Source organism: Cellulomonas sp. P4_D11 (assembly GCF_056401915.1).
In genome coordinates this window covers 50,394-69,612 of the sequence record NZ_JBFUIK010000011.1, presented here as the reverse complement: position 1 = coordinate 69,612, position 19,219 = coordinate 50,394, and the positions used below count along the sequence as shown (strand labels likewise).

The 19,219-nt window shown below is 73.5% G+C and carries 21 protein-coding genes; 11 read left to right on the top strand and 10 right to left on the bottom strand.

The genetic code is table 11. The annotated features are described in order from the left end of the window. Nucleotides 1–29: 29 nt before the first annotated feature. Nucleotides 30–941: a transglutaminase-like domain-containing protein gene (locus AC1DT4_RS09120; RefSeq protein WP_477089465.1), complete on the top strand. Its 912-nt coding sequence runs from the start codon at nucleotides 30–32 to the stop codon at nucleotides 939–941. A 200-nt stretch (nucleotides 942–1,141) separates the two neighbouring features. On the opposite strand, the gene AC1DT4_RS09115 is transcribed toward AC1DT4_RS09120, so the two are convergent. The 3 genes from AC1DT4_RS09115 to AC1DT4_RS09105 are packed head-to-tail and all read right to left on the bottom strand — an operon-like array spanning nucleotide 1,142 to nucleotide 3,555. Next, on the bottom strand, nucleotides 1,142–2,386 hold the full coding sequence (locus AC1DT4_RS09115; RefSeq protein ID WP_477089464.1) for a D-arabinono-1,4-lactone oxidase: 1,245 nt from the start codon (nucleotides 2,384–2,386) through the stop codon (nucleotides 1,142–1,144). 9 nt (nucleotides 2,387–2,395) lie between these two features. Beyond that, complete coding sequence (locus AC1DT4_RS09110; RefSeq protein ID WP_477089463.1) at nucleotides 2,396–3,238, bottom strand: lysostaphin resistance A-like protein; 843 nt, start codon at nucleotides 3,236–3,238, stop codon at nucleotides 2,396–2,398. Beyond that, nucleotides 3,235–3,555: a nuclear transport factor 2 family protein gene (locus tag AC1DT4_RS09105; protein WP_477089462.1), complete on the bottom strand. Its 321-nt coding sequence runs from the start codon at nucleotides 3,553–3,555 to the stop codon at nucleotides 3,235–3,237. The genes AC1DT4_RS09110 and AC1DT4_RS09105 overlap by 4 nt, the downstream gene beginning before the upstream one ends. Before the next feature lie 45 nt (nucleotides 3,556–3,600). Between AC1DT4_RS09105 and AC1DT4_RS09100 the strand changes: the two genes are divergently transcribed. Beyond that, nucleotides 3,601–3,888, top strand: a complete 288-nt coding sequence (locus AC1DT4_RS09100) for an Rdx family protein (RefSeq protein WP_477089461.1) — start codon at nucleotides 3,601–3,603, stop codon at nucleotides 3,886–3,888. Between the two features lie 335 nt (nucleotides 3,889–4,223). Here AC1DT4_RS09100 and msrA read toward each other — a convergent pair whose 3' ends face one another. Beyond that, entirely contained in the window at nucleotides 4,224–4,892 is a 669-nt protein-coding gene (gene msrA / locus AC1DT4_RS09095; RefSeq protein WP_477089460.1) for a peptide-methionine (S)-S-oxide reductase MsrA, read from the bottom strand. Nucleotides 4,893–5,106: 214 nt separating this feature from the next. On the opposite strand from msrA, the gene AC1DT4_RS09090 reads away from it, so the two are divergent. Genes AC1DT4_RS09090 through ilvA form a run of 3 tightly spaced genes read left to right on the top strand, consistent with a single transcriptional unit; the run spans nucleotide 5,107 to nucleotide 8,911 of the window. Then, nucleotides 5,107–6,339 carry a cystathionine gamma-synthase gene (locus AC1DT4_RS09090; protein WP_477089459.1) on the top strand — a complete coding sequence of 411 codons (1,233 nt, stop codon included), beginning with the start codon at nucleotides 5,107–5,109 and terminating at the stop codon, nucleotides 6,337–6,339. Continuing rightward, entirely contained in the window at nucleotides 6,336–7,712 is a 1,377-nt protein-coding gene (locus AC1DT4_RS09085; RefSeq protein WP_477089458.1) for an AI-2E family transporter, read from the top strand. The genes AC1DT4_RS09090 and AC1DT4_RS09085 overlap by 4 nt, the downstream gene beginning before the upstream one ends. Beyond that, entirely contained in the window at nucleotides 7,709–8,911 is a 1,203-nt protein-coding gene (gene ilvA, locus AC1DT4_RS09080) for a threonine ammonia-lyase (protein WP_477089457.1), read from the top strand. The genes AC1DT4_RS09085 and ilvA overlap by 4 nt, the downstream gene beginning before the upstream one ends. Nucleotides 8,912–9,097: 186 nt before the next feature. Here the strand turns inward: ilvA and greA are convergent, their stop codons facing one another. Next, nucleotides 9,098–9,583: a transcription elongation factor GreA gene (greA, locus tag AC1DT4_RS09075; RefSeq protein ID WP_477089456.1), complete on the bottom strand. Its 486-nt coding sequence runs from the start codon at nucleotides 9,581–9,583 to the stop codon at nucleotides 9,098–9,100. A gap of 290 nt (nucleotides 9,584–9,873) precedes the next feature. Then, nucleotides 9,874–10,299: a DUF4307 domain-containing protein gene (locus tag AC1DT4_RS09070; RefSeq protein ID WP_477089455.1), complete on the bottom strand. Its 426-nt coding sequence runs from the start codon at nucleotides 10,297–10,299 to the stop codon at nucleotides 9,874–9,876. 172 nt (nucleotides 10,300–10,471) lie between these two features. Here AC1DT4_RS09070 and mca point away from each other — a divergent pair, with 172 nt between their 5' ends. From mca to AC1DT4_RS09055, 3 genes are read left to right on the top strand one after another with little or no spacing between them, the layout of a single operon-like run. Further along, the gene (gene mca / locus AC1DT4_RS09065; RefSeq protein ID WP_477089454.1) at nucleotides 10,472–11,344 is read left to right on the top strand and encodes a mycothiol conjugate amidase Mca; all 873 of its coding nucleotides are present in this window, start codon (nucleotides 10,472–10,474) and stop codon (nucleotides 11,342–11,344) included. After that, the gene (locus AC1DT4_RS09060; RefSeq protein WP_477089453.1) at nucleotides 11,341–11,787 is read left to right on the top strand and encodes a hypothetical protein; all 447 of its coding nucleotides are present in this window, start codon (nucleotides 11,341–11,343) and stop codon (nucleotides 11,785–11,787) included. The genes mca and AC1DT4_RS09060 overlap by 4 nt, the downstream gene beginning before the upstream one ends. Next, nucleotides 11,784–12,617: a carbon-nitrogen hydrolase family protein gene (locus tag AC1DT4_RS09055; RefSeq protein ID WP_477089452.1), complete on the top strand. Its 834-nt coding sequence runs from the start codon at nucleotides 11,784–11,786 to the stop codon at nucleotides 12,615–12,617. Before AC1DT4_RS09060 ends, AC1DT4_RS09055 begins: the two co-directional genes overlap by 4 nt. A gap of 5 nt (nucleotides 12,618–12,622) precedes the next feature. Here AC1DT4_RS09055 and trhA read toward each other — a convergent pair whose 3' ends face one another. Further along, on the bottom strand, nucleotides 12,623–13,378 hold the full coding sequence (trhA, locus tag AC1DT4_RS09050) for a PAQR family membrane homeostasis protein TrhA (RefSeq protein ID WP_477089451.1): 756 nt from the start codon (nucleotides 13,376–13,378) through the stop codon (nucleotides 12,623–12,625). Between the two features lie 263 nt (nucleotides 13,379–13,641). Here trhA and AC1DT4_RS09045 point away from each other — a divergent pair, with 263 nt between their 5' ends. Further along, nucleotides 13,642–14,403: an isoprenyl transferase gene (locus tag AC1DT4_RS09045; RefSeq protein ID WP_477089450.1), complete on the top strand. Its 762-nt coding sequence runs from the start codon at nucleotides 13,642–13,644 to the stop codon at nucleotides 14,401–14,403. A gap of 431 nt (nucleotides 14,404–14,834) precedes the next feature. Beyond that, the gene (locus AC1DT4_RS09040; RefSeq protein ID WP_477089449.1) at nucleotides 14,835–16,214 is read left to right on the top strand and encodes a PhoH family protein; all 1,380 of its coding nucleotides are present in this window, start codon (nucleotides 14,835–14,837) and stop codon (nucleotides 16,212–16,214) included. A gap of 50 nt (nucleotides 16,215–16,264) precedes the next feature. Here AC1DT4_RS09040 and AC1DT4_RS09035 read toward each other — a convergent pair whose 3' ends face one another. Further along, entirely contained in the window at nucleotides 16,265–16,723 is a 459-nt protein-coding gene (locus AC1DT4_RS09035; RefSeq protein ID WP_477089448.1) for a MarR family winged helix-turn-helix transcriptional regulator, read from the bottom strand. 57 nt (nucleotides 16,724–16,780) lie between these two features. Between AC1DT4_RS09035 and AC1DT4_RS09030 the strand changes: the two genes are divergently transcribed. Beyond that, entirely contained in the window at nucleotides 16,781–17,362 is a 582-nt protein-coding gene (locus AC1DT4_RS09030) for a class I SAM-dependent methyltransferase (protein WP_477089447.1), read from the top strand. Between the two features lie 15 nt (nucleotides 17,363–17,377). On the opposite strand, the gene AC1DT4_RS09025 is transcribed toward AC1DT4_RS09030, so the two are convergent. Together AC1DT4_RS09025 and AC1DT4_RS09020 are read right to left on the bottom strand one after the other, a co-directional pair. Then, complete coding sequence (locus AC1DT4_RS09025) at nucleotides 17,378–18,100, bottom strand: ABC transporter ATP-binding protein (RefSeq protein WP_477089446.1); 723 nt, start codon at nucleotides 18,098–18,100, stop codon at nucleotides 17,378–17,380. 52 nt (nucleotides 18,101–18,152) lie between these two features. Continuing rightward, nucleotides 18,153–19,208 (bottom strand): ABC transporter ATP-binding protein, encoded by a 1,056-nt coding sequence (locus tag AC1DT4_RS09020; RefSeq protein ID WP_477089445.1) that lies wholly within the window; start codon nucleotides 19,206–19,208, stop codon nucleotides 18,153–18,155. Between the last annotated feature and the right edge of the window lie 11 nt (nucleotides 19,209–19,219).

The window sequence follows — 19,219 nt, the reverse complement described above, 5'->3', positions numbered from 1 at the left end:
GCCCCTGGGGCAGACCCCAGGCTGGCCCCATGCCTGAGCTCGCCGACTACGCCACCCACAGCCGCTACTCCGACCCCGGCCGGCACGCGCCGCTGCTCGCCGCCGTCGCCACCGACCCGGGCGCGCTGCACGCCGCCGCCTGCGCCACCGTCATCCACTACCGCGCGGGCGCCGAAGCCCTCGCCGACGGGCAGGACGACGACATCGACCTGCGGTGGTTGTCCGACCTTCTCGACGAGGCACAGAAGCGGTCCGCCGGGCCCCTGAGCGCGCCCCGGACCCCCGCGCAGCAGATCGCCGGCTGCTGCCGCGACCACACCTTGTTCGCCGTCGGCGTGCTGCGCGAGCACGGGATCCCGGCACGCAGCCGGGTCGGGTTCTCCGGCTACTTCCGGCCCGGGTTCCACCACGACCACGTGGTCGGCGAGTACTGGGACGGCTCGCGCTGGGTGCGGTTCGACCCGGAGCTGAACATGGCCGAGAACTGGTTCGGCTTCGACTCGCACGACATGGCGACCGGTGTCGGGGCGCCGTTCGAGACCGCCGCCGAGGTGTGGCTCGCCCACCGGCGCGACGGCCTGGACGTGTCGACCTACGGCGTCGACCCGTCGATGCCCGAGCTCTGCGGGCGCGAGTTCGTCCGCGGCTACGTGGTGACCGAGCTGGCGCACCGCGAGCGCGACGAGCTCCTGCTCTGGGACGTCTGGGGCGACACGCTGCCCGGGACGCCGACGCCCGCCGACGAGCTGGACCGGCTCGCCGACGAGATCGCCGCGCTGCTCGTCGCCGCCGACGCCGGCGACGCCGCGGCGGAGGCCTCGCTGGCGGACCGCTATGCGAGCGACCCGCGTCTGCGCCCCGACGCCGTCGTCACCCTCTCGCCGACCGGCCGCGTCGGCGACGCCGACCTGACGGCCAAGGTCAACCGCTGGCGCTCCTGACCCACCAACGTCCGAGCAAATGAGCGCCATAGCGCTCGGATCCTCGGACGTCGCGGGTTGGTTTGGGCGGACGTCCGAGCAGATGTGCCCTACAGCGCGCAGATGCTCGGACGTTGTGCGGGGGGATCGGCGGACGTCCGAGCACGTGGGGGCTATGGGCCTCGGATGCTCGGACGTTGCGGGGAGGCGGGCGGTGCGGGTTACAGCACGTGGCGGTCTAGGTATGCGTTGCGGAAGACGCCGTCCGGGTCCGTGCGCGCGACGAGCGAGCGGAAGTCGTCCCAGCGCGGGTAGAGGCGGGCGAGGTCGCGGTGCTCGTCGGCGAAGAGCTTGCCCCAGTGCGGGCGGGCGTCGAAGGGGGCCAGCGCGGCCTCGATCGTCGGCAGCAGGGCCTCGACCTCGGGTTGTCGTGGGAGCCAGGTGAAGTGCAGGCCGACGCGGTCGCCGCCCTGCGCCGTGGAGAGCCAGAGGTCGTCGCCGGCGATGGTGCGGACCTCGGTGACCTGCAGCAGCGGCGCGATCCGGTCGGCCAGCGCGCGCACCGCCTCGAGCGCCGCGACGGCGTGCGCGCGGGGGACCAGGTACTCCGACTGGAGCTCGTCGCCGTTGCTGGGCGTGAAGTCCATGCGGAAGTGCGGCAGGCGGTCGTGCCACGGTCCCGGCTCGCCCAGCTGGGCGGTGCAGTTCACGGGGTCGATGCCGGGCAGCGGGTGGCGGGGGCCGTCGGCGGGCGTCGTGCCGAAGAAGTCGGTGCGCGTCGCGTACGAGTCGGTGACGCGCGTCTTGCGCCAGACCTGCTGGATGGTGGCGCCGGTCCAGTCGGTGAAGAGGCTGACGGAGTCGGCGCTGCCGGTGATGTCGTCGAGGTGCGCCAGGGCCTCGCTCCAGGGGAGGTCGACGTGGACCTCCTGGGCGACGTCGTACGTGGGCTCGATGTCGAGCGTCACGCGCGTGGCGACGCCCAGGGCCCCGAGCGCCACGACCGAGCCGGCGAAGTCGGCGTCGCCGCGCCGGACGGTCCGGATGGTGCCGTCGGGACCGACGAGCTCGAGCGCTCGGACCGCGGCCGCGAGGTTCTGCGACCGGTCGCCCGAACCGTGCGTGGCCGTGGCGACCGCGCCCGCGACGGAGATGTGCGGCAGCGACGCGAGGTTGTGCACCGCCCAGCCGGCCGGGTGCAGCACCTGGGCGAGCGTGCCGTACCGCGTGCCGCCCGTGACGGTGACGGTGCGGGCCGCCTCGTCGATCTCCGGCGCGGACTCCAGGCCGTCGAGCCCGACGAGCGCAGCCGGGTCGTCGGCAAGGTCGTTGAAGCAGTGCCGCGTGCCCAGGGCGCGGACCTTGCGCGCGACCGCCACCAGCTCCTGCAGCTCCTCGACGGTGCGCGGGTGGTGGATCTCGGTCGCGCGGTAGGTGTAGTTGCCGGCCCAGTTCGTCAGCGTCACCAGGCCAACCTACGACCCGCCGGTGACGAAGATGTCGAACAGGCTCGGGTCGTGGGCGTGCACCAGCACGAGGAACACGACCAGGTCGAAGGTCAGGTGGATCGCCACCACGTAGCTCAGCGACGACGTCCGCCGGAAGATCCAGCCCTGGATCAGCGCGAACGGGATGGTGAGCAGCGGCCCCCACGACCGGTACCCGAGCTCCCAGAGGAACGAGACGAACACCGCCGCCTGCAGGAGGTTGGCCAGCCAGAACGGGAAGTGGGCGCGCAGCAGCGCCAGCACGACGCAGATGAAGAACAGCTCGTCCCAGATGCCGACCGCGTTGACGCCGACGAACAGCCGCACGATGTCGTGCGTGCCGTCGAGGTCCGGCCAGTTCTGCCACACCCCGGAGCCCAGGAAGTACGCCGGCAGGATCAGGTACGCGGCAACGGCGACGGCGCCGAGGTACACCCACTGCCACCGTTCCCAGCGGCGGCCCGTGCGCACCGGGAAGTGGATCTTGTCGTCGCGGAAGGCGCGGCGGCTCAGCACGGTCGGGACGAGGACCGCGAGGCCCAGCGCCACCGTGAACCGCGCCATGCCGGCGTTCGACAGGTCCGCCTTGAGCGAGATCGTGCTGATGATCACCTGGCCGAGCGCGACGAGCGCGAGGTCCTTGCCCAGACGCTTGTCGACGACCAGCCCCAGGCCCACGCCCAGGAGGAGCGGGACGTAACCCAGCGGGCGGACGTGGACCGCGAAGAGGAGGACCGCCGCGCCGCAGACGAGTGCCGCCGCGAGCACCCTGCCCGCGTCGCGCGCCGTACCCAGCGCGAGCGGTGCGTCCAGGCGTGCCGTCTCGCTCACGTGACCTGCAGGCTGGTCACGCGGCCGTCGTCGGCGAGCCGGAAGGTGAACGTCCCCGCGCCGGTGAAGCCGCCGCCGCTCACCTCGATCGCCACCACGTGCGCGTCGCCGTGCCGCTCGTAGCCGGTCACGCGGATGCGGGTGTGCTTCTCGATGTTGTCGGACCTGTTCCAGCCCGCGATCTCCGAGGGGCCCTGGAAGCGCCGACCCCAGTCGTCGACGACGGCGTCGTCGGTGAAGGCGTGCCCGAAGAGTGCTGCGTCCTCGGCATTGATGCCGTCGATCACCGCGCCGATCTGGGCGGGCAGCTCTGTCATGGCTGCAGTCTGTCCGCTCCCGCGGCCCTGGGCGAGACTTGCCCGATGGACCTCCCGCGCGTCGCGATCACCTACTGCACGCAGTGCCGCTGGCTGCTGCGCGCCGCCTGGTACCAGCAGGAGCTGCTCACCACGTTCCACCGGGAGCTCGGGGAGGTCGCGCTGCGGCCGGCGACGGGCGGGGTGTTCCGAGTCGAGGTCGACGGCGTGCTGCTGTGGGACCGGGCGTCGGAGGGCGGGTTCCCGGAGCTGCCCGCGCTGAAGCGGCTGGTGCGCGACGTCGTGGCGCCGGACAAGCCCCTGGGGCACACGGACCGGGTCGCGGAGGACTGACGGGCGACGTCCGGGTCACATGGACGTTCGTGCAGGTGGACCGGGGTCCAGCGCCCGATGGACGGTCGTGGACGAGGTCCGCCGGGCGTGGATACGTTCGCCGCGGACCGGCAGGGAGAGCGACCCGGTCGGTCCGCCACGGACGACGCCGAAGGGCGGCCGCCAACGGTCACGGGGGACCCGTTGCCGGCCCCGTGGCGGGCGGGTGACCGACAGCGGGGGCAGGTCGGTCACCCGCCCGCACCTCTGCCCCGGGCCAGGACGCGGAGCGCCCCGCCCGCCGTGGACGGCGAGCGGGGCGGGGTGCGGCGACCCGGAAGGCGAGCCGCCGACGGTCAGGCGCCGGTCGGCCGCGGGCAGGAGACGCCCGTGCCACCGAGGCCGCAGTAGCCGTTCGGGTTCTTGTCGAGGTACTGCTGGTGGTAGCCCTCGGCGTAGTAGAAGGTCCCGGCGTCGTCCGCGGACCGGATCTCCGTGGTGATCGGGCCGAAGCCGACCCGGGTCAGCCGCGGCTGGTACTCGTCGCGCGTGGTGCGGGCGGCGAGCTCCTGCTCCGGCGTGGTCGTGTAGATCGCGGACCGGTACTGGGTGCCGACGTCGTTGCCCTGCCGGTAGCCCTGGGTGGGGTCGTGGGACTCCCAGAACGTCCTGAGCAGGTCCTCGGCCGAGACGACCGACGGGTCGTAGGCGACCATCACCATCTCGGTGTGCCCGGTCCGGCCGGTGCAGGTCTCCTCGTAGGTCGGGAAGGGCGTGAACCCGCCCTGGTACCCGACCGCCGTGGTCACGACGCCGGGGACCTTCCAGAAGGTGCGCTCGGCACCCCAGAAACAGCCCATCGCGACGTAGAGCACCTCGGTGCCCTCGGGCCAGGGGCCCTGCAGCGGGGTGCCGAGGACGGTGTGGGTCGACGGGACGGTGTAGGCGTAGCGGTCGCGACCCGCGAGGGCGCGCTCCGGCTCGACCATCGTGGACGTGAGTGCGGATCCGAACAGCCAGCTCATGACTCTGTTTCCTCTCCGGGAGCCCGGTTGGTCACCTGGGTCCTCCCGGCGATGTCAACGGCACCCACCCTCCTCCTGTTCCCGAAGACGTGGGAATTCCTTGACCGAACCAATACCAGACTGTGAGCGCACCATCGCATGACCCGGAGCGCACCCGGGGCGCACCGAACCGCCCGACAGGGCCTCGGCGTCCCCAGCGCCTAGCCTGTGAGGCGTGACGAACCACGCGCACCCCCACGACGACGACTGGTCCTCCGCAGGCTTCTCGACCCGCGCCATCCATGCAGGTCAGGAACCGGACCCCACCACCGGGGCGGTCGTCCCCCCGATCTATGCGACCTCGACCTACAAGCAGGACGGTGTCGGCGGCCTGCGGGGCGGGTACGAGTACTCGCGCTCGGCCAACCCGACCCGCACCGCGCTCGAGTCGGCGCTCGCCGCCGCCGAGGGCGGCTCGGCCGGCTTCGCGTTCTCGTCGGGCCTCGCGGCCGAGGACACGCTGCTGCGCGCCACGCTGCGCCCGGGCGACCACGTCGTCATCCCGAACGACGCGTACGGCGGCACGTACCGGCTGATCGCGCGCGTCTTCGGCCCGTGGGGCATCGAGCACACGCCCGTCGACCTCTCCGACGCCGACGCGGTCCTCGCGGCCATCCAGCCGGGCCGGACCAAGGTCGTGTGGGTCGAGACGCCGACCAACCCGCTGCTCGGCATCGCCGACATCGCGGTCCTCGCGGCGCACGCGCGGGCGGCCGGGGCGCTGCTCGTCGTCGACAACACCTTCGCGACGCCCTACCTGCAGCAGCCGCTCGCGCTCGGCGCGGACGTCGTCGTGCACTCGACGACGAAGTACATCGGCGGCCACTCCGACGTCGTCGGCGGCGCCCTGGTGGTCGCGGACGGCTCGCAGCTGCCGGTCGGGCTCGACGGGCCGACGGGGACGACGAGCCTCGCCGACGCCGTCCGCTTCCACCAGAACGCGTCCGGCGCGGTCGCGGGGCCGTTCGACGCGTGGCTGACGCTGCGCGGACTCAAGACCCTCGCGGTTCGCATGGACCGGCACGTCAGCAACGCCACGGCGATCGCCGAGCACCTCGCCGCGCACGACGCGGTGACGTCGGTCATCTACCCGGGCCTGGAGAGCCACCCGGGCCACGAGGTCGCCAAGCGTCAGATGACCGGGTTCGGCGGCATGATCTCGTTCCGCACCGGCAGCGAGGCCTCGGCGCTGGCATTCTGCGCGGCGACCCACGTGTTCACGCTCGCGGAGTCGCTGGGCGGCGTCGAGTCGTTGGTCGAGCACCCCCACAAGATGACCCACGGGTCGGTGGCCGGCACGGAGCTCGAGGTCCCCGACGACCTCGTGCGCCTGTCGGTCGGCATCGAGGACGTCGCCGACCTGATCGCGGACGTCGAGGCAGCGCTGGCCGCCGGGCGCGACGCGTGAGCGCGTCCCGCCCGCAGACCGGCCCCGCGACGACCGGCGCCCCCGCAGCGACCGGGGTCGTGCGGGCGGCCGACGGGCAGTCGGTCCCCGCGTCGGTGCGCAACGCCGCCGCGTGGTCGTGGCGGCTGCTCCTCATCGGCGCCGCGCTCGCGGTGCTGCTCTGGCTCCTCAACGAGCTCAAGGTCGTCGTCGTCCCCATCGCGGTGGCCCTGCTGCTGACGGTGCTGCTCGCGCCGTTCGTCGGCTGGGTGCAGCGCCGGACGGGGATGCCGCGGGTGGCGGCCGTCGGGGTCGCGCTCGTCGGGCTCGTGGTCGTCGTGGCGGGCCTGCTGACGCTGGCCGGCCGGTCGATCGTCAAGGGGTTCGGCCAGCTGTGGGACCAGGCGGCGCAGGGCATCGACAAGCTGACCACCTGGCTGGCCGAGGGTCCGCTGCAGCTCACCACCACCGACATCTCCGGATGGCTGGACAAGATCCAGGGGTCGTTGAGCGGAGGCAGCTCCGAGCTGGTCTCGGGCGCCCTGCACGCGACGACGACCGTCGCGCACGTCGCCGCCGGCACGCTGATCGCGCTCTTCTGCACGTTCTTCTTCCTGCTCGACGGCCGCTCCATCTGGGCGTGGGTCGTCGGGCTGCTCCCGCGCGGCTCGCGTGAGCACGTCCACCAGGCCGGCCGGCGCGGGCTCGTCACGCTCGGCGCCTACACGCGGACCCAGATCCTCGTCGCCGCCGTCGACGCCGTCGGCATCGGGCTCGGCGCGGCGATCCTGCAGGTCCCGCTCGCGCTCCCGCTGGCCGTGCTGGTGTTCCTCGGGTCGTTCATCCCGATCGTCGGCGCCGTCGTCACGGGCTCGGTCGCGATCCTCGTCGCCCTGGTCTCCAACGGTCCGGCGTCGGCGATCTGGATGCTCGTCGTCGTCATCCTGGTGCAGCAGCTCGAGGGGCACGTGCTGCAGCCGTTCCTCATGGGTCACGCGGTGTCGCTGCACCCCGTCGCGGTGCTGCTCTCCGTCGCCGCCGGGTCGTTCGTCGCCGGGATCGTCGGCGCGCTGTTCGCCGTGCCCCTCGTCGCGACGATCAACACGGTGATGCTCTACCTGCACGGGCACGACAAGTTCCCGCAGCTGGGCACCGACGACCACGTGCCCGTGCGCGGGCGGGGGCATCCCGTGCTCGACCGCGCGATCGCGCAGGTGGCCGAGGCGACGTCCGAGCGGGTGGCGACGCAGGCCGAGGCCGACGACAAGCGTCCCGCCATCGTGGACGCCGACGGCGGTGCCGACGACTCCCCGACGACCGACGACGCCCCGCTGACCCGGGATGCCTCGTCGACGGACGACGCCGACGGCCCGTCCACGCCGGACGCGCGATGACCGGGCTCGCGGAGATCCGCGCCGCCGCCGCGATGCTCGAGGGCGTCGCGGACCACACCCCGGTGCAGCTGAGCCGCGCGCTCTCGCACGTCGTCGGCGCCGAGGTGTGGCTCAAGTGCGAGAACCTCCAGCGGGCCGGCTCGTTCAAGCTGCGCGGCGCCTACGTCCGGATGGCGCGGCTGTCGGACGAGGAGAAGGCGCGCGGCGTCGTCGCCGCCAGCGCGGGTAACCACGCGCAGGGCGTCGCCCTGGCGGCCCGGATCCTCGGCCTCACCGCCGTGGTCTTCATGCCCGCCGACGCCGCGCTGCCCAAGATCGCGGCCACGCGGGACTACGGCGCCCGGGTCGAGCTGGTCGGCACCAGCGTCGACGACGCCCTCGTGCACGCCCGCGAGTTCGCGGACCGCACCGGTGCGATCCTCATCCACCCGTTCGACCACGAGGACGTCGTCGCCGGTCAGGGCACGATCGCCCTGGAGATCGCCGAGCAGGTGCCGGACGTCAGAACGGTCGTCGTGCCGGTCGGCGGGGGCGGGCTCGCGGCGGGCGTGGTCGCGGCGCTCGCGGAGCTCCGGCCCGACGTCCGGGTGATCGGCGTGCAGGCCGCCCGGGCTGCCGCCTACCCGGCCTCGCTCGCCGCCGGCCACCCGATCGCGGCGCCCGAGCTGCGCACGATGGCCGACGGTATCGCCGTGGGGATGCCCGGCAGCGTCCCGTTCGAGATCCTGGCCTCGCACAAGGTCGAGGTCCGGACCGTCTCGGAGGAGGACCTCTCCCGGGCGCTGCTGCTCGTCGCGGAGCGCGCGAAGATGCTGGTCGAGCCCTCGGGCGCCGCCGCCGTGGCCGCGCTCATGGCGGGCGTCGGCGACCTCGAGGGGCCCGTCGTCGCGATCCTGTCCGGCGGCAACATCGACCCTCTCGTCCTCATGCGCGTCGTCCGGCACGGGCTCGCCTCGGCCGGGCGGTTCCTGCAGCTGCAGGTCCGGATCGACGACACCCCGGGCGCGCTCGCGGACCTGCTGCGCGCGCTGGCGGACACCGGCGGCAACGTCATGCACGTGTCGCACGCGCGGACGGTCGGCGACCTGCAACTCGACGAGGTGGCCATCGTCGTGCAGGTGGAGACCAAGGGGCCCGACCACTGCGACTACGTGGTCCAGCAGCTCCGCGGCGCCGGCTACCGGCTCACCAACCACTGACGGCCTTCGCCGCCACGGGTCCCCGACCGGATCGGTGCAGGGATGGGTGCAGGACTGGTGGCCCACGGGGCGCCCGATCCTGCACCCATCCCTGCGTCGACAGCGGACGAGCGCCACCCCCGCGGGGACAGCGCGGACGAGGCGCCACCCCCGCGGGGATGGCGCCTCGTTCGGGCGTGCGGCGGGTCAGCCCGCGAAGGGCTTCGCGTCCGTGATCTCGACCGGGATCTCGCGCCCGTTGGGCGCGGTGTAGGTGGTCGAGTCGCCGATCTTGTGGCCGTTGATGGCCGCACCCAGCGGGGACGTCGGGGAGAAGACCTCGATGTCGGAGGTCCCCGCGATCTCGCGCGAGCCGAGCAGGAAGACCATCTCGTCGCCGGCGACGACGGCCGTCACGACCATGCCGGGCTCGACGATGCCGTCGTCCTTGGGCGTGCCGATCTGCACGTTGCGCAGCTTCTCCTTGAGCTCGCGGATGCGGGCCTCCTGCTTCGCCTGCTCCTCGCGCGCGGCGTGGTAGCCGCCGTTCTCCTTGAGGTCGCCCTCGTCGCGCGCGGCGGCGATGCGGGCGGTGACCTCGGCGCGGCCCTCTCCTTCGAGGCGTGCGAGCTCAGCCGTGAGGCGGTCGTAGGCCTCCTGGGTCAGCCATGTGGCCGCAGTCGTATCGGTCACGATCGCTCCTTTCCTTGCGTGTGTGCCGGACGTGCCGGTGTCTGCGCCGCAGGGGCGTGCGCTCGGCAGTCCGGTCGGGCGGACGCATCCAGGGACACGTCCACGATCGGGGTACTGAAGGGGTGCTCCGCCGTTTCCTCTCGGTCACGTCGACCGGTGGTGGTGCCGGACCGGGGCGGCGTTGAAACGACCAGGATAGCAAGGGCGGGCGCACCGAGGCCCAGAATCACCCCGCACGAGGCGTCGCGAGGGCCCTCGGCGTGCCGGCCGTCGCCCGTTCGGGGGGTGCGTCAGGGGGCCGACGACGGCCCGTCGACGAGGTCGCAGCGCTCGACCGTGCCGCTCACCGCGAGCTCGGTGGTCTGCACCGTGACCGTGACCCGCCGGGTGGCCGTGTCCGCCGGGCCGACGTCCACCTTGCGCACGCCCACCTCGGCGTAGGACTCGGAGAGCGCGGTGACGGTGCACGTCACGGTGGCCTCCTTCGCCTTGGTCACCTCGAACGTCACGTCGACGGCGCGCGGCCCCTGGACGTGGAAGCCGACGTCCTTCCACGACACCGGCTGACCCGCCAGGTTGAGCCCGATCCAGATCACCAGGGCGACGCCCAGCACCCCCGCGACGACGAGGCCGAGGCGTCCGCGCCGGGCCGACCGTGCCGTGGGCTCGGGGCCGTAGCGCCCGGCCGGAGGTCGGGTGGCGGGCGAGTCGGTCACGGAGCTCCTCGGTCGGTCGAGCGCGGGGTCGAGCGCGGACGCGTGGGTGCCGCGGGACGGTGGCGCGACGGGGCCGCCGCGTGCGCGATCATTGTCTCTCGTCCAACCACCCGCCCGTGCCGAGCGTGTCCGCGTCCGCGGTCCCCGGCGGGCGACCGACGGGAGGCCCGAGGTGACCGGAGAGCGGCTGCGCCTGATGGCGGTGCACGCCCACCCCGACGACGAGTCGAGCAAGGGTGCAGCGACCACGGCGAAGTACGCGGCCGAGGGCGTCGACGTCCTCGTCGTCTCGTGCACCGGCGGCGAGCGGGGTGACGTGCTCAACACGCAGCACCCGCCGGTCGACGGCGGCCTGGACGGGATGCGCGAGTACCGGCGCCACGAGATGGCGGCCGCCGCGGCCGCGCTCGGCGTGCAGCACCGGTGGCTCGGCTTCGTCGACTCCGGCCTGCCCGAGGGCGACCCGCTGCCGCCGCTGCCGGACGGGTGCTTCGGGCTGGTCCCGCTGGAGGAGGCGTCGGCCCCGCTGGTGCAGCTGGTCCGCGAGTTCCGGCCCCATGTCATCACCACGTACGACCCGTCGGGCGGTTACCCGCACCCGGACCACATCATGTGCCACCGGGTCTCGGTGGAGGCGTTCGAGGCGGCCGGCGACCCCGAGCGTTACGTCGGCCGAGGCGAGCCCTGGACGCCCTCGAAGCTGTACTACAACCACGGCTTCTCGCTCGTGCGCATGCGCGCCGTGCACGACGCCCTGGTCGCCGCGGGGCGCGAGTCGCCGTTCGGCGACTGGATCGACTCCCGACAGGCCCGCGAGATCCCCGAGCGCGAGGTCACCACGCGCATCGAGTGCTCCGCGTACTTCGGTCAGCGGGACGACGCCCTGCGCGCCCACGCGACGCAGATCGACCCCGACGGCTTCTTCTTCGCCATCCCGCGCGAGCTCGAGATCGCCCAGTGGCCCACCGAGGAGTACGAGCTGGCGTCCTCGCGTGTGCCCGTGACGCTGCCCGAGGACGACCTCTTCGCCGGTCTGCGCGCATGATCGCCGCCCTGCTGACGGCGGCGCCGGCCCCCAGCCCGTCGCCGTCGGACGTCAACATCGACGGGAGCCCCGTCGGCTCGCCGGGGTTCCTCGGGTTCGTGTTCACGTTCCTGCTCGCCGTCGCGCTGGTGTTCCTGTTCCTGTCGCTGACCAAGCAGCTGCGCGTGGTCGACCGTCGCGCGAAGAAGCTGGGTCTCGACGACGACGACGACCGGACCGACGGCCCGCACGCGGACCTCGGGCTGGTCGACGCCGGTGCGGCCGGTCCCGACTCGGAGGTCGACGCCGACGTCGAGGTCGCGCCGTGGGGATACCTGCCTGACGAGCCCGAGCGCGACTCGACGACCGACGGGCCGCGGACGTCCCGCCCCCGTGCTGCGGGCGACGCGCCCGAGCGGCCGGACGCCCCGACCGACGGAGCCGGCGGGGCTGGGCCGCGGTGAGTGCCGCGCCCGAGCCGCCGGTGCGGCCGTCGGTCCGGGTGACCGTCGCCCAGCTGCGGGTCAGCGACGACCACGGCGCCAACCGGCAGGTGGTCGAGGACGCGTTCGACATCGCCGCGCGCACGCGGGCGGACCTGCTGGTGGTGCCGGAGTACGCGTCGGGCTTCGACCCGCGCGGCGTGGGCGTCGAGCACGCGGAGCCCCTGAACGGGCCGTTCGTGGCGATGCTGCGCACGCGCGCGGCCGCGACGGGGGTGGCGGTGCTGGCGGGCGTCACGCTCCCCGCCGACGGCGACGACCCGCGCGCGGTGAACGCGGTCGTGGCGGTCGACGGCACGGGTGCGCTGATCGGCGTGTACCGCAAGGTGCACCTCTACGACGCGTTCGGGCAGCGCGAGTCGGACCGCCTCGCCCCCGGTCCGGTCGACGCGCCGCCGCTCGTGCTCGACGTGGGCGGACTGAGGTTCGGCGTGCTGACCTGCTACGACCTGCGGTTCCCGGAGTCGGCCCGCCGGCTGGTCGATGCCGGCGCCCAGGTGCTGGTCGTGCCTGCCGCGTGGGCCGCCGGTGAGCTCAAGGCGATGCACTGGCGCACCCTGGCGATCGCCCGGGCCATCGAGAACACGGCCGCCGTGGTCGCCGTCGGGCAGGCCGGCAAGGGGGTCACGGGCCGCTCGATCGTCGTGGCGCCCGACGGCGTGGTCGGCCTCGAGCTGGACGACCAGCCGCAGGTCCGCACCGTGGACCTCGACGGTGCCGCGCTGCTCCGCGTCCGGGAGCAGAACCCGTCCCTGGCCAACCGGCGCTACACGGTGGTCCCGGTCGCCTGACGGGGTCAGGCGGAGCCGTACGAGGCCATCGACACCGCGATGTAGTGGCACGTGAACCCGATGACGGTCAGCACGTGGAAGATCTCGTGGAAGCCGAACCAGCGCGGGCTCGGGTTGGGCCACTTGGTGCCGTAGACGACCGCGCCGAGCGTGTACGCGAGCCCGCCGCCGGCGATGAGCCCGACGATGACGGCGCCGCCCGCCCGGTAGAACTCCGGGAAGAACCAGACGGCGACCCACCCGAGCGCCACGTACACCGGCACGTACACCCAGCGGGGCGCGCCGAGCCAGAAGACGCGGGCCAGCAGCCCGATCAGGGCGCCCGACCACACGACGATGAGCAGCACGCGGGCGGTGGTGGCGGGCAGCAGCAGCACCGAGAGCGGCGTGTAGGTGCCCGCGATGATGAGGAAGATGTTGGTGTGGTCGAGGCGTCGCAGGACGCCGGCGGTCGTCGGCGACCAGTGTCCCCGGTGGTAGAACGCGCTGGTGCCGAAGAGCATGACGGCCGTGAGCCCGAAGACGGCGGTGGACCACTTGGCCTCGGGCGTCGGCGAGAGCACGACGAGCACGATCGACGCGACGAGCACGAAGGGCGAGACGCCCGCGTGGATCCAGCCACGCAGGTGCGGCTTGACCGAGTCCGCGACGCGCTCGACGATGCCGCCGGCCTCCTCGGTGAGCTCCCCGGTGACCGTGGTCGACGGGGCCGCGGGCTGCGCACCGGACGTTCCCGGGGCGGGCGCGGGAGAGGAGCTCATGGACGGGTCTCGATTCGTCAGCGGTAACCTACGAGACCGTAGGTTACGACACCGTAGGTAGAGGTGTCGACCGTGGCGCACCCGGTGTGACGCGGTCGGTGCGGCGCTCGTCGGCGCCCTCTGGAACGTACCGCGCGCGGCCCGTCGGACCCAACGGGGGCGCGTCCCAGGTTGGCCTCCCGCTCGTCGGCGGACGGGGTCCGCGGGGCCGTCCGCGACGAGTACGGTGAGCGGGTTCCCGTCGCCCGGTCGAAGGAGTGCGCGTGCGTCTGCCCCACCCGCTCTACGGGCTCTACGAACGCCGGCTGGCGGCGTCGCTCCCGAAGGACGGGCTCCCGCGGCACGTCGGGGTCATCCTCGACGGCAACCGCCGGTGGGCGCGCAGCGTGGGGGAGTCCACCCGGCACGGGCACCAGGCGGGGGCCGACAAGATCGCCGACCTGCTCGAGTGGAGCGAGGACATCGGCGTCGAGGTGGTCACCCTCTGGATGCTGTCCACGGACAACCTCGCGCGCGGCGCCGACGAGCTCGAGCAGCTCCTCGGCATCATCGAGGACGCGGTCGGGTCGCTCGCGGCGACGGGGCGCTGGCGCATCCAGGCCGTCGGCGCGCTCGAGCTGCTCCCGGACCAGACGGTCAAGGCCCTGGTCTCCGCGGAGGAGGCCACCGCCGACGTCGTCGGCCTGCACGTCAACGTGGCGGTCGGGTACGGCGGGCGGCGCGAGATCGCCGACGCCGTGAAGTCGTTCCTGCGCGAGCACGCGGACGCCGGGTCGAGCCTGGACGAGCTCGCGGAGGCGTTCGACGTCGAGCACATCGCGGAGCACCTCTACACGAAGGGTCAGCCCGACCCCGAGCTCGTGATCCGGACCTCGGGCGAGCAGCGGCTCGGCGGCTTCCTGCTGTGGCAGAGCGCGCACTCGGAGTTCTACTTCTGCGAGGCGTACTGGCCCGACTTCCGGCGCGTGGACTTCCTGCGCGCGGTCCGCGCGTACGCCGCCCGGGAGCGTCGCGGCGGGCGCTGACGCCCGGCCCTGCCCCGTCGTCACCCGCGCCGACACGCCGCGCTCGGGACAGCGGGCGAAATGTTTCCGGGGTCGCCGACGGACCTGGACGGCCGTTCGGACCGCCTCCGCGGCTCCCACCTGCGGGTCCGCGGCGTGCGGGTGATCCGGGCCGGCCGGGTGTCGGCCATCGTCCAGGTGAACACCGTGTTACACCTTCGCGTGCCTCCCTCGAGGCGCTCCGCGGCGGGCTTATGTTCCGGCGTAGAGGACGGCGACCGCCGTCCCCGGGAGGCCAGCCCATGGAGCATCTGCTCCGGGAGGTGGGCCGGATCCGGCCCTCGGCCGACCGCCCCCGTCCCGTCGCCGTTCGTCGGTGCGTGGTCCTGCTCTGGCAGGACGCCGGCGTCCGGTGCCCGTCGCGGCGCACGTAGCGCCGGAGGGAGCCTGCCGTGGTCAGCAACGCGCAGCACGACACCGAGTCCACGACGCTCGAGGAGCCGCTCGAGGGGCGTCGGACACACGTGCTGGACACCTCGGTCCTGCTGTCCGACCCGCGGGCGATCCTGCGCTTCGCCGAGCACGACGTGGTGCTGCCCGTCGTGGTCATCACGGAGCTCGAGGCGAAGCGCCACCACGCGGAGCTGGGCTACTTCGCCCGCGCGGCCCTGCGGATGCTCGACGACCTGCGCATCGAGCACGGCCGCCTCGACACCCCGATCCCGCTGGGCGAGGACGGCGGAACGCTGCGCGTCGAGCTGAACCACACCGACCCCATGGTCCTGCCCGCCGGTTTCCGGCTGGGCGACAACGACACCCGCATCCTCGCCGTCGCGGCCAACCTCGCGGCCGAGGGCAAGGACGTCACGGTCGTGTCCAAGGACCTGCCGATGCGCGTCAAGGCGTCGGCGGTGGGCCTGCGCGCGGAGGAGTACCGCGCCGAGCTGGCCGTGGACTCCGGGTGGACCGGGATGGACGCGCTCGACCTCTCCGAGCAGCAGATGTCGACCCTGTGGGAGCACGAGACGATCCCGCTCGCCGACGTGCCCGCCGGGTTCACCGCGGGCAGCCCGAACCCCAACGACCTGCTCTGCCACACCGGCGTCGTGCTGCACAGCCCGCGCGGCTCGGCCCTCGGCCGCGTGACGGCCGACAAGCACGTGCAGCTGGTCCGCGGCGACCAGGACGTGTTCGGCCTGCACGGGCGCAGCGCCGAGCAGCGGATCGCGATCGACCTGCTGCTCGACGAGGAGATCGGCATCGTCTCCCTCGGCGGGCGGGCCGGCACGGGCAAGTCGGCGCTCGCGCTGTGCGCCGGCCTGGAGGCCGTGCTCGAGCGTCGGCAGCACCGCAAGGTCATGGTGTTCCGCCCGCTGTACGCGGTGGGCGGCCAGGACCTCGGCTACCTGCCGGGCAGCGCCGACGAGAAGATGAACCCCTGGGCGCAGGCCGTGTTCGACACCCTCGGGGCCCTGGTCTCCAAGGAGGTCGTCGAGGAGATCATGGACCGCGACATCCTCGAGGTCCTGCCGCTCACCCACATCCGGGGGCGCTCGCTGCACGACGCCTTCGTGATCGTCGACGAGGCCCAGTCGCTCGAGCGGAACGTCCTGCTCACGGTGCTGTCGCGCATCGGGCAGAGCTCGCGCGTCGTCCTCACGCACGACGTGGCCCAGCGAGACAACCTGCGCGTCGGCCGGCACGACGGCGTCGCGGCGGTCATCGAGGCGCTCAAGGGCCACCCGCTCTTCGCGCACATCACGCTGACCCGCTCGGAGCGCTCGCCGGTCGCGGCGCTGGTCACCGAGCTGCTGGAGGGCATCGAGGTCTGACGCACGGACGAACGCCCGGGTCCCTGTCGGGTCCCGGGCGTTCGTGCGTCTCAGGAACGCGCGTGCGCGTCGAGCTCCCGCACCAGCGCGCCCAGGCCCACCGCCAGCGCCCGTCTCTCGTCGGCCGTCAGCCGGGCGAGCAGGCGGCCGTGGTGCTCGCGGAGCTCGGCACCGACCCGGTCCGCGACGTCGCGCCCCTCGGCGGTGAGCTGCAGCCGGTAGAGGCGACGGTCGTCGGCGTCCCGCTCGCGCGAGATCCACCCACGGCCCTCGAGCCCCGCGGCGAGCCTGCTCACGGTGCTCTTCTCGAGCCCGAGCCGGGTGGCGAGCTCCTGCTGGGAGAGCGAGCCGGTCCCGGCCAGCTCGCCGAGCGCGAACGTCTCGGACAGCGACAGCCGCACGCCGGCGTGCTCGTGCGGCGTCTGGACGGCCTCCAGCAGACCGCTGGTGCGCGCGAGCTGCTGGAAGAACCGGCGGAGGTCGTCGTCCGGAAAGGTTGTGTCGTACAACTGCTGCGCCTACCCTCTCCCTAAGAGTTGTGCCATACAACTGTATCGGAGAGCCTGATGAGCACCGTGTCGCACCACGCCCGCGAGAGCATGTTCGGTCTCGTGCACCACCCCGCGCAGTACAGCCGGTTCGCCGGCCACCTCGCCGCGAGCCTCTACCGGCGCGTGGCCCGCGACGTCGACGCCCTCGCGCTGCCGGCGGGTGCGCGCGTGCTCGACGTCGGCACCGGACCCGGCGCCCTGCCGCGGCTGCTGGCCGAGCGCCGCCCCGACCTCGAGATCGACGCGGTCGACCTGTCCCCGGAGATGATCGCGCAGGCCGTCGGGTCCGCCCCAGCGTCGGTGACGTTCACGGTCGCCGACGTCGCCCGGCTGCCGTGGCCCGACGCCACGTTCGACGTCGTCGTCTCGACGATCAGCCAGCACCACTGGGTCGACCCGACCGCGGGGATGGCCGAGGTCCGACGCGTGCTCCGGCCCGGCGGCAGGGCGTGGGTCTACGACTTCCGCTGGGCGCTGACCCGCGCGCAGCGGGCCGCCGAGCCGCTCGACGCCGACACGTCGGTCGCGCGCCAGAGCCCGCTCGCCGGCTCGTCGTGGGTCAGCCCGATCGGTCGCGTGGTCCTGAGGCCCGCCTGACCTGCCTGACCGGGATCAGCCCTCGACCAGCTGCCCGTCGGCGATGTGCAGCACGCGGTCGGCCAGCGACACCATGAGCGGGTCGTGCGTGGAGACGATGGCGGTCATGCCCTCGGCCTCGACTACCGCGCGGATGAGGGCCATCACGGCCGTGCCGGTCTCGGTGTCCAGCTGCCCCGTCGGCTCGTCGGCCACCAGCAGGCGCGGGGAGTTGGCGAGCGACCGGGCGATCGCGACGCGCTGCTGCTGGCCGCCGGACAGCTCGCCCGGACGCTGCTGAGCGTGCGGGCCGAGGCCCACGAGGTCGAGCAGGAGCTGGACCCGCGCCTCGCGGTCCTTGGTGGGCAGCTTGCGCAGCCGCAGCGGCACGCCCACGTTCTCCGCCGCCGACAGCACCGGCACCAGGCCGAACGTCTGGAACACGAACGAGACGACGTCTCGACGCAGCTCGACCAGGCCGCCCTCGTCGAGCGAGGACACCTCGCGCCCGTCGACGACCACGCGGCCCTCGTCGGGGCGGTCGAGGCCGCCGATGACGTTGAGCAGGGTCGTCTTGCCCGAGCCGGAGCGGCCGACCAGCGCGACGAGCTCGCCGGGCTGGATCGTGAACGACACGTCGCGCAGCGCGTGCACCGCGCCCGTGCCGCTGCCGTAGGTCCGGCCGACGTGCTCGACGCGGACGACGGGGTCGGTGGCGCCCGCCGCCGGGGTGGTGGTCGTGGTGGTCGTGGTGGTCACCGGGAGGCCTCCTGGCCGTCGAGGGATCCGGGTCCGAGCGGCGGCCGGGCGGTCATGGCGTCGCCTCGTCGGCCGTGGGTGCGGGCGCCGAGTGACGGCCGGGCGGTCGGGGAGCCGCGGCGCCGTCGACGGACGGCGCGGGCGTCGGCGGGCCGCCGACCTCGCGCGCGGGGACGGGCCGGTCGGGCCACAGCGACACGTGCGACTCCTCCAGCGCGAGCCGCACGCGACCGACCAGGTTGAGCGTGTCGCGGTACTCCTTGGGCAGCTGCACGCGCCCGGCGCGGTCGAGCACCGCGAGCTCCTCGGCCACCACGTGCTCGGTGCCGTCCTCGCGCGTGTGGGTGCGCCGCACGACCTCCGAGCTGGTGCGCCCGTCACGGATGGCCACGGTGCGCTGCACGTGCTCGCTCACGCCGGGGTCGTGCGTGACGACGACGACCGTGGTGCCCAGCTCGCGGTTGACGGTCCGCAGGCCCTCCAGGACGTCGTGCGAGGTCGCGGAGTCGAGCTCCCCGGTCGGCTCGTCGGCGAACAGGACCTGCGGGGCGTTGGCGAGCGCGACGGCGATGGCGACGCGCTGCTGCTCGCCGCCGGACATCTGCCCCGGTCGTCGCTGCGCGCAGTAGCCGACGCCGAGCACCTCGAGCAGCTCGGCGGCCCGGCGGTCGCGCTCCTTGCGCCGGACGCCGGACAGGGCGAGGGGGAAGGCGACGTTCTCCGTGGCGGTGAGGTAGGGCACGACGTTGCGCGCGGTCTGCTGCCAGACGAACCCGACCATCGAGCGCCGGTACGCCACGCGCTGGGCGCTCGACATCGCCATGAGGTCCCACGGGCCGACGCGGACGCGCCCGGCGGTCGGGACGTCGAGGCCGGACAGCACGGACAGCAGGGTCGACTTGCCGGACCCGGAGGCGCCGACGATCGCGACGAGCTCCCCGTCCTCCACGAGCAGGTCGAGGCCCTGCAGGGCCTGCACCTCGATCCCCTCCGACTGGTAGATGCGCACCAACGAGTCGCACACGATGAGCGCGTGCTCGCCGAACGCCCCCGTGCGCTGCTGGGCACGCTCCTCGAGCGCGCCGAGCGTGGTCTCCGTGACGGTCACGTGTGCCTCCC

Bases quoted from the DNA above. Each gene is read 5' to 3' on its own strand.
- msrA (WP_477089460.1), bottom strand. From the start codon at position 4,892: ATGAGCTGGCTGTTCGGATCCGCACTCACGTCCACGATGGTCGAGCCG.
- AC1DT4_RS09105 (WP_477089462.1), bottom strand. From the start codon at position 3,555: ATGACAGAGCTGCCCGCCCAGATCGGCGCGGTGATCGACGGCATCAAT.
- AC1DT4_RS09120 (WP_477089465.1), top strand. From the start codon at position 30: ATGCCTGAGCTCGCCGACTACGCCACCCACAGCCGCTACTCCGACCCC.
- ilvA (WP_477089457.1), top strand. From the start codon at position 7,709: ATGACCGGGCTCGCGGAGATCCGCGCCGCCGCCGCGATGCTCGAGGGC.
- AC1DT4_RS09060 (WP_477089453.1), top strand. From the start codon at position 11,341: ATGATCGCCGCCCTGCTGACGGCGGCGCCGGCCCCCAGCCCGTCGCCG.
- trhA (WP_477089451.1), bottom strand. From the start codon at position 13,378: ATGAGCTCCTCTCCCGCGCCCGCCCCGGGAACGTCCGGTGCGCAGCCC.
- AC1DT4_RS09030 (WP_477089447.1), top strand. From the start codon at position 16,781: ATGAGCACCGTGTCGCACCACGCCCGCGAGAGCATGTTCGGTCTCGTG.
- AC1DT4_RS09100 (WP_477089461.1), top strand. From the start codon at position 3,601: ATGGACCTCCCGCGCGTCGCGATCACCTACTGCACGCAGTGCCGCTGG.